The organism is Rhodanobacter sp. IGA1.0, from assembly GCF_040208325.1.
Classification (GTDB): domain Bacteria; phylum Pseudomonadota; class Gammaproteobacteria; order Xanthomonadales; family Rhodanobacteraceae; genus Rhodanobacter; species Rhodanobacter spathiphylli.
This window is the reverse complement of the sequence record NZ_CP157948.1, coordinates 1,073,510-1,087,536: the sequence shown is the minus strand read 5'-3', so window position 1 is coordinate 1,087,536 and position 14,027 is coordinate 1,073,510. Positions and strand designations below refer to the sequence as shown.

Sequence of the window (14,027 nt, the reverse complement as noted above, 5' to 3'; positions counted from 1 at the left end):
GAGGTGCGTCCATGCACCTCATTTCGTATGTCAGCGAGCAACGCCCCCGAGGGACTTACTCGACACCGTTTTCACTACCGACCGGAGCCTCGGCGAACGAAGCTGCAGGCGTGGCGCTGGAGAGAGTTTCCAGATCCGAGGCGGACAAACCGCCCTGACGACGACGCGATGCGTGGTACGCCAAGCCTGTACCTGCCGGAATTAGACGGCCGACAATAACATTTTCCTTCAGGCCACGCAAGGTATCGCGTGTGCCACGAACCGCCGCCTCGGTGAGGACGCGGGTGGTTTCCTGGAACGAGGCCGCCGAGATGAACGACTCGGTCGCCAGCGAGGCCTTGGTGATGCCCAGCAGGATCGACTGATACTGCGCCGGACGCTCGCCCTTGCTTTCGGCACGATCGTTTTCGCCATTGATCCGCACGCGCTCGATCTGCTCGCCGCGCAGGTAATGACTGTCACCCGGCTCGACGATCTCGACCTTGCGCAGCATCTGGCGAATGATCGCTTCGATGTGCTTGTCGTTGATCTTCACGCCCTGCAGGCGGTACACGTCCTGGATTTCCTTGACCAGGTACGAGGCCAGCGGCTCCACGCCCAGCAGGCGCAGGATGTCATGCGGGCTCGGCTCGCCGTCGACGACGGTTTCGCCCTTCTCCACATGCTCGCCTTCGAACACGATGACCTGGCGCCACTTCGGAATCAGCTCTTCGTGCTCATTGCCGTCGACGTCCTTGATCACCAGGCGCTGCTTGCCCTTGGTGTCCTTGCCGAAGCTGATGATGCCCGAGCGCTCGGCCAGGATCGCCGGTTCCTTCGGCTTGCGTGCCTCGAACAGGTCGGCCACGCGGGGCAGACCACCGGTGATGTCGCGGGTCTTCGACGATTCCTGCGGGATACGGGCCACCACGTCGCCCACGCCCACTTCGGCACCGTTCTGGATCGACACGATCGCACCGGCCGGCAGGAAGTACTGCGCGGCGATGTCGGTGCCCGGCAGCTTCAGCTCGCGACCCTTGGCATCTTCCAGGCGCACGATCGGACGCAGGTCCTTCGCCTGCGCGCCGCGGCGCTTCGGATCGGTGACCACCGCCGACTCCAGGCCGGTGAGTTCATCGGTCTGGCTCTGCACGGTGACGCCATCGAGGAAGTCGATGAAGCGCACCACGCCGGCCACCTCGGTGACGATCGGATGGGTATGCGGGTCCCAGTTGGCCACGGTCTGGCCAGGCTTGACCGCCGCACCGTCCTTGACCGCGATGGTGGCGCCGTACGGCACCTTGTAGCGCTCGCGCTCGCGACCGCTGGCGTCGATCACGCTCAGTTCGCCCGAACGCGACACCGCGACCAGGTGGCCGGCCTTGTGCTGCACCGACTTCAGGTTGTTGTACTTCAGCGAGCCGGTGGTCTTCACCGTCACGTTGTCCACCGCCGCCGCACGCGAAGCCGCGCCGCCGATGTGGAACGTACGCATGGTCAGCTGGGTGCCGGGCTCGCCGATCGACTGCGCGGCCACCACACCCACGGCTTCACCCATGTTGACCAGATGGCCACGGGCCAGATCGCGGCCGTAGCACAGCTTGCACACGCCATGCTCGGCTTCGCAGGTGATCGGCGAACGCACCTTGATCAGCTGTACGCCGGCCTTGTCGAGCTTCTCGACCAGGGCCTCGTTGAGCAGGGTGTCGCGGGTGACGATCGGCTGGTCGTCGTCGCCGGGGGCGTAGACGTCCTCGACCACCACGCGACCCAGCACGCGCTCGCGCAACGGCTCGACCACATCGCCGCCTTCGACGATCGGCTGCATGAGGATGCCGTCCTCGGTGCCGCAGTCATCCATGGTGATGACCACGTCCTGCGCCACGTCGACCAGGCGACGGGTCAGGTAACCGGAGTTCGCCGTCTTCAACGCGGTATCCGCCAGGCCCTTTCGAGCGCCGTGGGTCGAGTTGAAGTACTGCAGCACGTTCAGGCCTTCGCGGAAGTTGGCCTTGATCGGGGTCTCGATGATCGAGCCATCCGGACGGGCCATCAGGCCGCGCATGCCGGCCAGCTGGCGAATCTGCGCCACCGAGCCACGGGCGCCGGAGTCGGCCATGATGTACAGCGAGTTCATCGACTTCTGGTTGACCATCTTGCCGTCGGCATCCTTCACCTTCTCGGTGCCGATGCCGTCGATCATCGCCTTGGCGACCAGTTCGCTGGTGCGCGACCAGATGTCGACCACCTTGTTGTAGCGCTCGCCGGCGGTGACCAGACCCGACTGGTACTGCTGCTGGATCTCGACGACTTCCTTCTCGGCTTCTTCCAGGATCGGCTTCTTCTCGTCCGGGATCAGCATGTCGTCGATGCCGATCGAGATGCCCGACCGGGTCGCGTAGCGATAGCCGGCGTACATCAGCTGATCGGCGAACACGACCGTGTCCTTCAGGCCCAGCAGACGGTAGCTGGAGTTGATCAGGCGCGAGATGTTCTTCTTGGTCAGCTCGGTGTTGGCCAGCTCGAACGGCAGACCCTCGGGCATGATTTCGGCCAGCAGGGCACGACCCACCGTCGTGTCGACGATCCGGGTCTGCTGCGTGCGGGTGCCGTCTTCGGCGATGTGCACCAGCTTCATGCGCACCTTGACCTTGGCGTGCAATTCCACTGCGCGGTTGTCGTATGCACGACGTGCCTCACCGATGCCGGAGAACACCATGCCGGTGCCCTTGGCGTTGATGAGCTCGCGGGTCAGGTAATACAGACCCAGCACCACGTCCTGCGTCGGCACGATGATCGGCTCGCCGTTGGCTGGCGACAGGATGTTGTTGGTCGACATCATCAAGGTGCGCGCTTCCAGCTGCGCCTCGATCGACAGCGGCACATGGACGGCCATCTGGTCGCCGTCGAAGTCGGCGTTGAACGCGGTACACACCAGCGGATGCAGCTGGATCGCCTTGCCTTCGATCAGCTTCGGCTCGAACGCCTGGATGCCGAGGCGATGCAGGGTCGGCGCGCGGTTCAGCATGACCGGATGTTCGCGGATCACCTCTTCGAGGATGTCCCAGACCTGCGCTTCCTCGCGCTCCACCAGCTTCTTGGCCGCCTTGATGGTGGTGGCTTCGCCACGCGCCTGCAGCTTGGCGAAGATGAACGGCTTGAACAGCTCAAGCGCCATCTTCTTGGGCAGACCGCACTGGTGCAGGCGCAGGGTCGGACCGACCACGATCACCGAGCGGCCGGAGTAGTCCACGCGCTTGCCGAGCAGGTTCTGGCGGAAGCGGCCCTGCTTGCCCTTGATCATGTCGGCCAGCGACTTCAGCGCACGCTTGTTGGTGCCGGTGATGGCACGGCCGCGGCGGCCGTTGTCGAGCAGCGCATCGACCGATTCCTGCAGCATGCGCTTCTCGTTGCGCACGATGATGTCAGGCGCGTTGAGCTCGAGCAGCCGCTTGAGGCGGTTGTTGCGGTTGATCACGCGGCGATACAGGTCGTTCAGGTCGGAGGTGGCGAAACGGCCACCATCCAGCGGCACCAGCGGACGCAGGTCCGGCGGCAGCACGGGCAGCACGGTCAGCACCATCCACTCCGGCTTGTTGCCGGATTCCAGGAACGCCTCGATCAGCTTGACGCGCTTGGTGAGGCGCTTCAGCTTGGTCTCGGAATTGGTGGAGGTGATCTCTTCCTTCAGGCGGATGACCTCGCCCGGCAGGTCCAGCGACTTCAGCAGGTGGAAGACGGCCTCGGCGCCCATGCGGGCGTCGAATTCGTCGCCATGCTCTTCGGTCGCCTCGAGGTACTGGTCTTCGCTGAGCAGCTGGCCGCGCTCGAGCGCGGTCATGCCTGCATCGATCACCACGAAGGCCTCGAAGTACAGGATGCGCTCGATGTCGCGCAGGGTCATGTCCAGCATCAGGCCGATGCGCGAGGGCAGCGACTTCAGGAACCAGATGTGCGCGGTCGGGCTGGCCAGCTCGATGTGGCCCATGCGCTCGCGGCGCACCTTGGCCAGCGTCACTTCGGTGCCGCACTTCTCGCAGACCACGCCACGATGCTTCATGCGCTTGTACTTGCCGCACAGGCACTCGTAGTCCTTCACCGGACCGAAGATGGCAGCGCAGAACAGGCCGTCACGCTCGGGCTTGAACGTGCGGTAGTTGATGGTTTCCGGCTTCTTCACTTCGCCGTACGACCACGAGCGGATCAGCTCCGGCGACGCGAGCGCGATCTTGATCGCGTCGAAGTCGGGCGTCGCGCGCTGCTGGTTGAAGAGGTTGAGCAAGTCTTTCATTTGAATCTCCGGTCGGAGCTTGTCTTGGGTCGAGGTCCGCGATTCGAACAGGATCAGGTTCGCCGGATCCGGGACCGGGAGCCGGGTCTGCTTTCGCAAATCCCGTGTCCCGATGCCCGAATCCCGCCAGTCACTTGACCTCTTCCAGATCGATGTTGATGGCGAGCGAGCGGATTTCCTTCACCAGCACGTTGAAGGACTCCGGCATGCCCGCGGACATCTCGTGGTTGCCGTCGACGATGTTCTTGTACATCTGGTTGCGGCCCTGCACGTCGTCGGATTTCACCGTCAGCATTTCCTGCAGGGTGTAAGCCGCGCCGTAGGCTTCCAGCGCCCAGACTTCCATTTCGCCGAAGCGCTGGCCACCAAACTGCGCCTTGCCGCCCAGCGGCTGCTGGGTGACCAGCGAGTACGGACCGGTGGAGCGCGCATGCATCTTGTCGTCAACCAGGTGATTGAGCTTCAGGTAGTGCATGTAGCCCACGGTGACCGGGCGATCGAACGCCTCGCCGGTGCGGCCGTCGTACAGCGTGGTCTGGCCCGACTCGGGCAGATCCGCCAGCTTCAGCATCGCCTTGATCTCGGTCTCTTCGGCACCGTCGAACACCGGCGTCGCCATCGGCACACCCACCTGCAGGTTGGTGGCGAGCGTGAAGATCTCCTTGTCGGTGAGCGACTTCAGGTCGACGTGCTGCACGGCACCGGCCACGTGGGTGTTGTAGATCTGGTCGAGGAACTCGCGGATCTTGGCGACCTTCTCCTGCGCCTCGAGCATCTTCTGGATCTTCTTGCCCAGGCCCTTGGCAGCCCAGCCCAGATGCACTTCCAGAATCTGCCCGATGTTCATGCGCGACGGCACGCCCAGCGGGTTCAGCACGATGTCGACCGGCACGCCGTCGGCGGAGTACGGCATGTCTTCCACCGGCACCACGTTCGACACCACGCCCTTGTTGCCGTGGCGACCGGCCATCTTGTCGCCCGGCTGGATGCGGCGCTTCACGGCCAGGAACACCTTGACCATCTTCAGCACGCCCGGCGCGAGGTCGTCGCCCTGGGTGATCTTGCCCTGCTTCTCCTTGAAGCGCTTGTCGAACTCTTCCCGGTGGCGCTTGATCTGGTCGGCCGCACGCTCGAGGAACTCGGTGACGTCCTCGTCCTTGACGTTGATCTTGAACCAGTCGTCCTTCTTCAGGCCGTCCAGGTAGGCGTCGGTGATCTCGGTGCCACGCTTCAGGCCACCCGGGCCGCTCATCGCGGACTTGCCGAGCAACTGGGTGCGCATGCGGCTGTAGATCGCGCCTTCGAGGATGCGGAACTGGTCATCCAGATCCTTGCGGATCCGCTTGACCTCGGTCTCCTCGATCTGGCGGGCGCGCTTGTCCTTCTCGATGCCGTCGCGGGTGAACACCTGCACGTCGATGACGGTGCCGTCCATGCCCGGCGGCACGCGCAACGAGCTGTCCTTCACGTCGGACGCCTTCTCGCCGAAAATCGCGCGCAGCAGCTTCTCTTCCGGGGTCAGCTGGCTTTCGCCCTTCGGCGTGACCTTGCCGACCATGATGTCACCGGCCTTGACCTCGGCACCGATGTACACGATGCCGCTCTCGTCCAGGCGCGCCAGCGCCTGCTCGCCCACGTTCGGGATGTCGGCGGTGATTTCCTCGGCGCCCAGCTTGGTGTCACGCGCGATGCACGACAGCTCCTCGATGTGGATCGAGGTGTAGCGGTCTTCCTGCACGACGCGCTCGGACAGCAGGATCGAGTCTTCGAAGTTGTAGCCGTTCCAGGGCATGAAGGCGATCAGCATGTTCTGGCCGAGCGCGAGCTCGCCCAGGTCGGTCGACGAACCGTCGGCCAGCGTGTCGCCCTTCGCCACCACGTCACCCACGTTCACCAGCGGACGCTGGTTCAGGTTGGTGTTCTGGTTGGAACGGGTGTACTTGGTCAGCGTGTAGATGTCGACGCCGGCGTCGTTGTCGCCGACCTCTTCCTCGTTGACGCGCACCACGATACGGGCCGCATCGACCTGGTCGATCACGCCGCCGCGCTTGGCGGAGACGATGACGCCCGAGTCACGTGCCACGGCGCGCTCGATGCCGGTACCCACCAGCGGGGTCTGCGAACGCAGGGTCGGCACGGCCTGGCGCTGCATGTTCGCGCCCATCAGCGCGCGGTTCGCGTCATCGTGCTCCAGGAACGGCACCAGCGCCGCGGCGACCGACACGGTCTGCATCGGCGAGACGTCCATGTAGTCGACTTCAGCGGCCGGACGCAGCTCGGATTCGCCACGGAAACGGCAGGACACGAAGTCCTCGATGAAGGCGCCGTGCTTGTCCAGCGGCGAGTTCGCCTGGGCGATCACGTGATCGCCTTCCTCGATCGCCGACAGGTAGTCGACCTTGTCGGTCACCTTGCCACCCGCGACCTTGCGGTACGGCGTCTCTAGGAAGCCATACGAGTTGGTGCGGGCGTACACGGCCAGCGAGTTGATCAGGCCGATGTTCGGGCCTTCCGGCGTTTCGATGGTGCAGACGCGGCCGTAATGGGTCGGATGCACGTCGCGCACTTCGAAGCCGGCGCGTTCGCGGGTCAGGCCGCCCGGTCCAAGGGCCGACACGCGGCGCTTGTGGGTGACTTCCGACAGCGGGTTGTTCTGGTCCATGAACTGGGACAGCTGCGAGGAGCCGAAGAACTCCTTCACCGCGGCCGCCACCGGCTTGGCGTTGATCAGGTCCTGCGGGGTCAGGCCATCGGCCTCGGCCAGCGACAGGCGCTCGCGCACCGCACGCTCCACACGGACAAGGCCGATGCGGAAGGTGTTCTCGGCCATTTCGCCGACCGAACGCACGCGGCGGTTGCCCAGGTGGTCGATGTCGTCGACGGTGCCATGACCGTTCTTGATGTCGATCAGCACCTTCAGCACGTCGAGGATGTCGGAACTCTCGCCCTGCTCGGCGACCAGGCGCTGCGACTCGTCTTCCTTGCGCTCGCTGAAGTACTTGTGGTCGTACAGCACGCCCGGGCCGAGGATGTCCTTGCGGCCGACGCGACGGTTGAACTTCATCCGGCCCACGGCCGACAGGTCGTAGCGATCGAAGGTGAAGAACAGGTTGAAGAACAGGTTCTGCGCGGCATCCTTGGTCGGCGGCTCGCCCGGACGCATCATGCGGTAGATTTCCACCAGCGCCTCCAGCGGCGTCTTGGTGTTGTCGATGCGCAGGGTGTGCGAGATGTAGGCGCCGCGGTCCAGGTCGTTGACGTACAGCGTCGGCACGGTCTCGATGCCGGCCTTGCGGAACGCCTCCATCTGCTCGGCAGTGATCTCGTCGTTGGCCGAGGCCAGCAGTTCGCCGGTCTTGCTGTCGACGATGTCGGTGGCCACGATGCGGCCGACCGGGTAGTCATCCGGCACTTCCAGCGCGGTGATGTTTTCCGCGGCCAGCTGACGCACGTGACGCGCGGTGATGCGCTTGCCGGCTTCCACCAGCACCTTGCCGCCGATCGCCAGATCGAAGGAGAGCGTCTCGCCGCGCAGGCGCTCGGCAACCAGCTCCAGCGTGGTGCCGCCCTTCTTGCCCAGGTGGAACACGTTGTGCTCGAAGAACGTGGCGAGCATTTCTTCGTTGTTGTAGCCGAGCGCGCGCAGCAGCACCGTCACCGGCAGCTTGCGGCGACGGTCGATGCGGGTGAACAGCGCGTCCTTCGGATCGAACTCGAAGTCCAGCCACGAACCACGGTAGGGGATCACGCGGGCGGAGAACAGCAGCTTGCCCGAGCTGTGCGTCTTGCCGCGGTCGTGGTCGAAGAACACGCCCGGCGAACGATGCAGCTGCGAGACGATCACGCGCTCGGTGCCGTTGATGATGAAGGTGCCGGTGTCGGTCATGAGCGGAATCTCGCCCATGTAGACCTCCTGCTCCTTGATGTACTTCACCACCTTCTTCGAGGCCGGGCTGTCCTTGTCATAGATGACCAGGCGCACGGTGGTGCGCAGCGGCGCACCGTAGGTCATGCCGCGGTTGCGGCACTCGCGCTCGTCGAACGCCGGCTCGCCGAGGCGGTAGTCGACATACTCGAGTGCGGCATTGCCCGAATAGCTGGAAATCGGGAACACCGACTTCAACGCGGCATGCAGACCCTTCTCGCCACGCTGCTTCGGCGCAACATGCTCCTGCAGGAACTCCCGATAGGAATCAGTCTGGATGGTCAGCAGGTTTGGCACGCCCAGTACGGGCGGACGCTTGCCAAAGTCCTTGCGGATGCGTTTCTTCTCGGTAAACGAGTAGGCCATGATCGGTAGCGCCTCGGTTCGCAGTGACGCCGGTGGTGCACACACCGGCTGAATGAAAAAATCTGGTCTTTGCCGGATGGCCAAGGCCATCCGGGGTCGGGATTTGGGAATCGAGAATCGGGAATCGTCAAAGCGGAGCGCGCCTTCTTCGACAATTCCCGATTCTCCATTCCCCATTCCCGTTCAAACGGGCAAAGCCCGGGAGCTTTCGCTCCCAGGCTTGCTTTGACATCAAGTCGAAGCAGCGGCGTACAAACGCCGATTACTTCAATTCGACGGTGGCGCCGGCAGCTTCGAGGTCCTTCTTGAACTTCTCGGCGTCTTCCTTGGACACGGCTTCCTTCAGGACGCCGCCGGCCTCGGTGAGGTCCTTGGCTTCCTTCAGGCCCAGGCCGGTGATCGCGCGGACAGCCTTGATCACGTCGACCTTCTTGGCGCCGGCGTTCTTCAGGATCACGTCGAACTCGGTCTGCGCTTCGGCAACCGGAGCAGCAGCAGCCGGGCCGGCCACGGCAACCGGGGCAGCGGCGGTGACGCCAAACTTCTCTTCGATGGCCTTCACCAGGTCCATCACTTCCATCAGCGACTTGGCGGCGACGGCTTCAACGATCTGTTCGTTGGTCAGGGACATTGCATTTACCTCTGGAAATAGATTCGGATTGATAGACGATGAACTTAGGCGGGTTCGGCTTCAGCCGGGGCTTCGGCGGCGACTTCGCCACCACCCTGCTGATCGGCGACGGCCTTGACGACGCGCGCGAACATGGTGGCCGGTTCGGCCAGCACGCGGGCCAGCATGGCCAGCGCCTGTTCGCGGGTCGGCAACGCAGCCAGCACGTCGACGTGCGACGCCGGCAGCAGCTTGCCTTCCACCGAGACGAGCTTCGCCTTCAGCTTGTCGTTGCCCTTGGCAAATTCCTGGATCAGACGCCCGGCAGCGCCGGGTTCTTCGGTCGAGAATGCGTACAGCAGCGGACCGACCAGGACGTCCTTGACGACCTCGAATTCGGTACCGGCCACGGCGCGCGACGCCAGCGTGTTCTTGACAACTCGCAAGTACACACCGGATTCGCGGGCCTTCTTGCGCATCGCGGTCATCTGAGCGACCGTGGTGCCCGCATACTCGGCAGCGACCAGGGAGTGAGCCTTCGAAGCAACGTCTGCCAGTTCGGCGACTACTTCTTTCTTCTGTGACAGATTGAGAGCCATTGCACTCCTCCAAATGAACTCCGCTCACGGCTCCTGCCGCTTGCGGTCCTGGGCGACGCCATCCGTGACGTCGGGGACATTGCGGTGTCCCGGGTGTTGGCCTTTCCAGAAGTCGAACGATTCCAGAAGGGGCAGCACCATCTGCGCAGGCCGGATTCGCAAGAACCCGATTAAGCAACCCCGTTGGCGACGCCGGCGATTCCCTGCCGTCACCGAGCTCCCTGCCCGTCGTCGTCGCGCGCTGGTTGCGCCTGCGGTCTTTGACAGCGGTCCCGCCCCATGCAGCAGGCCGGAACTGCCCTCAAAAACTGCCCGCGCCGCCCGAATCGGGCGCCGCGGGACTTGAGTCTTACTTGGCGGACAGGGTCAGCGACGAGGTATCGACGGCAACGCCGACGCCCATCGTGCTGGACAAGGCCACTTTCTGCAGGAACACGCCCTTGGCGGTGGACGGCTTGGCCTTGACCACGTCGCCGATCAGCGTGTTCAGATTCTCCGCCAGCTGTGCCGGATCGAAGCTGGCCTTGCCGATGGTGGCGTGGATGATGCCCGCCTTGTCGTTGCGGAACTTCACCTGGCCGGCCTTGGCATTGGTCACCGCGGTGGCGACGTCGGCAGTGACCGAGCCGTCCTTCGGGTTCGGCATCAGGCCGCGCGGGCCGAGCAACTGGCCCAGCTTGCCGACCACGCGCATCGCGTCCGGCGTGGCGATCACGCGACCGAAGTCGAGATCACCGGCCTGCATGCGCTCGGCCAGGTCGTCCATGCCGACGGCGTCGGCACCGGCGGCCTTGGCGGCCTCGGCCTTCTCGCCCGGCGGGCAGAACACGGCAACCTTGACGGTCTTGCCGGTGCCATGCGGCAGCAGCGAGGAACCACGCACGCCCTGGTCCGACTTCTTCGCGTCGATGCCCAGGCGTACGGCCACGTCCACCGACTCGGCGAACTTCGCCTTGGCGTTGTCCTTGATGATCTTCAGTGCTTCTTCCAGGCCGTAGAACTTGCCCGGCTGCACCGCGGCCTTGGCCGCCTTCATGCGCTTCGTGAGCTTTGCCATGTCTTAACCCTCCACCACAAGGCCCATGCTGCGGGCGCTACCGGCAATGGTGCGCACCGCGGCGTCGAGATCGGCAGCCGTCAGATCCGGCTCCTTCTGCTTTGCCACGTCTTCCAGCTGCTTGCGGGTGACCTTGCCCACCTTGTCGGTGTTCGGCTTGGACGAACCCTTCGCGGTGCTGGTGATCTTCTTCAGAAGAATCGTGGCCGGCGGGGTCTTGGTGATGAAGGTGAAACTGCGGTCGGAATACGCCGTGATGATGCACGGAATCGGCAGACCCGGCTCCAGCTTCTGCGTGGCGGCATTGAAGGCCTTGCAGAATTCCATGATGTTCAGGCCGCGCTGACCGAGAGCGGGACCGACCGGCGGCGAAGGGTTGGCCTGACCGGCCTTGACCTGCAGCTTGATGTAACCGACAACTTTCTTTGCCATGGGATTTTCCTCGCGAGTCCAGGCGCCTTGCGGCTCCTCGCTGTTCACCGATCCGTGGATGGAAGGAAGATCCGCCTCTTGCGGATCCGAAAACGCGGACACGCCGGGCCAAAAAGACCCCGCGTGAACCGCGCAGTATAGAGATTTAGCGAATCATCAGCAAGCCCCGTGCCAGCGGGGGCATCAGGGCGTGAATCAAGAACGGGTGGATCTGGTCAGGCGGGGGTCCCCCCTCTCCAACTCTCCCCCGCAAGCGGGGGAGAAGGCGAAGGTGCCGCGCGGGAGTCGCCCCATCGGACTTCGCCCGGACTCAGGCTTTCTCGACCTGACCGAATTCCAGTTCTACGGGGGTCGAGCGACCGAAGATCAGCACCGCGACGCGCAGGCGACTCTTCTCGTAGTTGACTTCCTCGACAACGCCGTTGAAATCGTTGAACGGGCCTTCGGTGACACGCACCATCTCGCCCGGCTCGAACAGCACCTTGGGCCTGGGCTTCTCGACGCCTTCACGCACCCGACTGAGGATGGCATCGGCCTCGCTGTCCCGGATCGGCAGCGGACGATCGGCGGTGCCGCCGATGAAGCCCATCACCTTGGGAGTTTCCTTGATCAGGTGCCAGCACTCGTCGTCGATGCGCGGCGACTTGCCCTCGGTGTTCGTCTCGATCTGGACCAGCACGTAGCCGGGAAAGAACTTGCGATCGCTGCGGCGCTTCTGGCCGCCACGCATCTCGATCACTTCCTCGGTCGGCACCAGCACCTCACCGAACCGCTCTTCCATCTCGGCGCGCTTGATGCGCTCCTCGAGCGACCGCTTCACCTGATTTTCGAAGCCCGAATAGGCGTGTACCACATACCAGCGCTTGCTCATGCTCACCTCAGGCTTACAGCTTCAGCAGCCAGTCCAGAATGACCGACTTCAGGATCAGGTCGATCAGACCGAGCAGCAGCGACAGGACGACTACCACCACGATGATGATGCCCGTCGTCTTGATCGTCTCGTCGCGGGTCGGCCAAACGACCTTGCGCATCTCGAACTGCGATTCGGCAATGAAGTTCCGAACCCGCCGCCCCAGAGCGGTAAAAGCCGCGATCGCCATCGCCACGACCAGCGCAGCGAGCACGCCAAGCAGGCGCACCGACGAGGAAATGCTGCCGTCCCGACCAAGCCAGGAATAGGCAAAGATACCGGCAGCCAGCACCAGCACCGCCAGTACCAGCTTGCCGATGTCGGCGGCGTTCGTGCCCTTGGGCTGTTCAACCTTGGTATTCATGCACTGGTGACCGGGTGTCAGCGGCATGCCGTGCCTTGCGGCCGACCCTGCCACCACCATCCGTCTTGATCCTCGGTGAAGTGGCACGCCAGGAGGGACTTGAACCCCCAACCTGCGGTTTTGGAGACCGCTGCTCTGCCAATTGAGCTACTGGCGTAAAAACGGAAACAGGGAATAGAGAATCGGGAATGGTAACCGATCTGGAGCGTGTCGTGCTTCGCTCCAGCGATTCCCGATTCCCGATTCCCTACTCCCGATGTATTACTTGATGACCTTGGCCACCACGCCGGCGCCGACGGTGCGGCCGCCTTCGCGAATGGCGAAACGCAGGCCTTCGTCCATCGCGATCGGGTGGATCAGGCTCACCACCATCTTCACGTTGTCGCCCGGCATCACCATCTCCACGCCTTCCGGCAGGGTCACGGCACCGGTCACGTCGGTCGTGCGGAAGTAGAACTGCGGACGGTAACCCTTGAAGAACGGCGTATGACGGCCACCCTCGTCCTTCGACAGCACGTAGACCTCGGCCTCGAAGTCGGTGTGCGGGGTGATCGTGCCCGGCTTGGCAAGCACCTGGCCGCGCTCCACGTCGTCACGCTTCAGGCCGCGCAGCAGCAGACCGGCGTTGTCGCCCGCCTGACCCTGGTCCAGCAGCTTGCGGAACATCTCCACGCCGGTGACGGTCGTCTTCTGCGTGTCGCGGATGCCGACCACTTCGATTTCGTCGCCCACCTTGATGATGCCGCGCTCGATACGACCGGTCACCACGGTGCCGCGGCCCGAGATCGAGAACACGTCTTCCACCGGCATCAGGAACGGCTTGTCGATCGTGCGCACCGGCTCCGGGATGTAGCTGTCCAGCGCGTCCACCAGCTTGATGATCGACGGCACGCCGATGTCGCTCTGGTCGCCTTCCAGCGCCAGCTTGGCCGAACCGTGGATCATCGGGGTGTCGTCGCCCGGGAACTCGTACTTCGACAGCAGTTCGCGCACTTCCATCTCGACCAGCTCGAGCAGCTCGGCGTCGTCCACCATGTCCGCCTTGTTCAGGTAGACCACGATGTACGGCACGCCCACCTGGCGCGACAGCAGGATGTGTTCGCGCGTCTGCGGCATCGGGCCGTCAGCGGCCGAGCACACCAGGATCGCGCCGTCCATCTGCGCCGCACCGGTGATCATGTTCTTCACGTAGTCGGCATGGCCCGGGCAATCCACGTGCGCGTAGTGGCGCAGCGGCGACTCGTATTCCACGTGGGCGGTCGAGATCGTGATGCCGCGCGCCTTCTCTTCCGGCGCCGCGTCGATCGCGCTGTAGTCCTTGAACTCGCCACCGAAACGTTCCGCCCCGACCTTCGTCAGTGCGGCCGTCAGCGTCGTCTTGCCGTGGTCCACGTGACCAATCGTGCCGACGTTGACGTGCGGCTTGGTGCGTTCGAATTTACCCTTTGCCATGCGCGCTACACCCCGATGGAGTCGATGAATTGAAGAAAACTG

The 14,027-nt window shown here is 64.0% G+C and carries 9 protein-coding genes and 1 tRNA gene; all 10 read right to left on the bottom strand.

Annotated features, from left to right (window positions below; all coding sequences use genetic code 11):
* Positions 1-55 precede the first annotated feature (55 nt).
* Entirely contained in the window at positions 56-4,270 is a 4,215-nt protein-coding gene (gene rpoC, locus ABNK63_RS04750; RefSeq protein ID WP_007810193.1) for a DNA-directed RNA polymerase subunit beta', read from the bottom strand.
* A gap of 130 nt (positions 4,271-4,400) precedes the next feature.
* On the bottom strand, positions 4,401-8,564 hold the full coding sequence (gene rpoB / locus ABNK63_RS04745; protein ID WP_193385092.1) for a DNA-directed RNA polymerase subunit beta: 4,164 nt from the start codon (positions 8,562-8,564) through the stop codon (positions 4,401-4,403).
* A gap of 259 nt (positions 8,565-8,823) precedes the next feature.
* Positions 8,824-9,192, bottom strand: coding sequence for a 50S ribosomal protein L7/L12 (rplL, locus tag ABNK63_RS04740; RefSeq protein ID WP_007810198.1), 369 nt, complete (start codon positions 9,190-9,192; stop codon positions 8,824-8,826).
* 44 nt (positions 9,193-9,236) lie between these two features.
* Positions 9,237-9,770: a 50S ribosomal protein L10 gene (gene rplJ / locus ABNK63_RS04735; RefSeq protein ID WP_007810200.1), complete on the bottom strand. Its 534-nt coding sequence runs from the start codon at positions 9,768-9,770 to the stop codon at positions 9,237-9,239.
* Between the two features lie 349 nt (positions 9,771-10,119).
* The gene (gene rplA / locus ABNK63_RS04730) at positions 10,120-10,827 is read right to left on the bottom strand and encodes a 50S ribosomal protein L1 (RefSeq protein WP_007810201.1); all 708 of its coding nucleotides are present in this window, start codon (positions 10,825-10,827) and stop codon (positions 10,120-10,122) included.
* A 3-nt stretch (positions 10,828-10,830) separates the two neighbouring features.
* Positions 10,831-11,259, bottom strand: coding sequence for a 50S ribosomal protein L11 (gene rplK, locus ABNK63_RS04725; RefSeq protein WP_007810203.1), 429 nt, complete (start codon positions 11,257-11,259; stop codon positions 10,831-10,833).
* 310 nt (positions 11,260-11,569) lie between these two features.
* On the bottom strand, positions 11,570-12,130 hold the full coding sequence (nusG, locus tag ABNK63_RS04720) for a transcription termination/antitermination protein NusG (protein ID WP_007810205.1): 561 nt from the start codon (positions 12,128-12,130) through the stop codon (positions 11,570-11,572).
* A gap of 13 nt (positions 12,131-12,143) precedes the next feature.
* On the bottom strand, positions 12,144-12,560 hold the full coding sequence (gene secE / locus ABNK63_RS04715) for a preprotein translocase subunit SecE (protein ID WP_238530972.1): 417 nt from the start codon (positions 12,558-12,560) through the stop codon (positions 12,144-12,146).
* Positions 12,561-12,614: 54 nt separating this feature from the next.
* Positions 12,615-12,690, bottom strand: a tRNA-Trp gene (locus ABNK63_RS04710).
* A gap of 104 nt (positions 12,691-12,794) precedes the next feature.
* Positions 12,795-13,985 carry an elongation factor Tu gene (gene tuf / locus ABNK63_RS04705; protein WP_350016834.1) on the bottom strand — a complete coding sequence of 397 codons (1,191 nt, stop codon included), beginning with the start codon at positions 13,983-13,985 and terminating at the stop codon, positions 12,795-12,797.
* Positions 13,986-14,027 lie beyond the last annotated feature (42 nt).

What these genes read in the sequence shown, in the direction of transcription:
- rpoC (WP_007810193.1), bottom strand. Translation starts at nt 4,270, where the DNA reads ATGAAAGACTTGCTCAACCTCTTCAACCAGCAGCGCGCGACGCCCGAC.
- rplL (WP_007810198.1), bottom strand. Translation starts at nt 9,192, where the DNA reads ATGTCCCTGACCAACGAACAGATCGTTGAAGCCGTCGCCGCCAAGTCG.
- rplJ (WP_007810200.1), bottom strand. Translation starts at nt 9,770, where the DNA reads ATGGCTCTCAATCTGTCACAGAAGAAAGAAGTAGTCGCCGAACTGGCA.
- rplA (WP_007810201.1), bottom strand. Translation starts at nt 10,827, where the DNA reads ATGGCAAAGCTCACGAAGCGCATGAAGGCGGCCAAGGCCGCGGTGCAG.
- rplK (WP_007810203.1), bottom strand. Translation starts at nt 11,259, where the DNA reads ATGGCAAAGAAAGTTGTCGGTTACATCAAGCTGCAGGTCAAGGCCGGT.
- nusG (WP_007810205.1), bottom strand. Translation starts at nt 12,130, where the DNA reads ATGAGCAAGCGCTGGTATGTGGTACACGCCTATTCGGGCTTCGAAAAT.
- secE (WP_238530972.1), bottom strand. Translation starts at nt 12,560, where the DNA reads ATGCCGCTGACACCCGGTCACCAGTGCATGAATACCAAGGTTGAACAG.
- tuf (WP_350016834.1), bottom strand. Translation starts at nt 13,985, where the DNA reads ATGGCAAAGGGTAAATTCGAACGCACCAAGCCGCACGTCAACGTCGGC.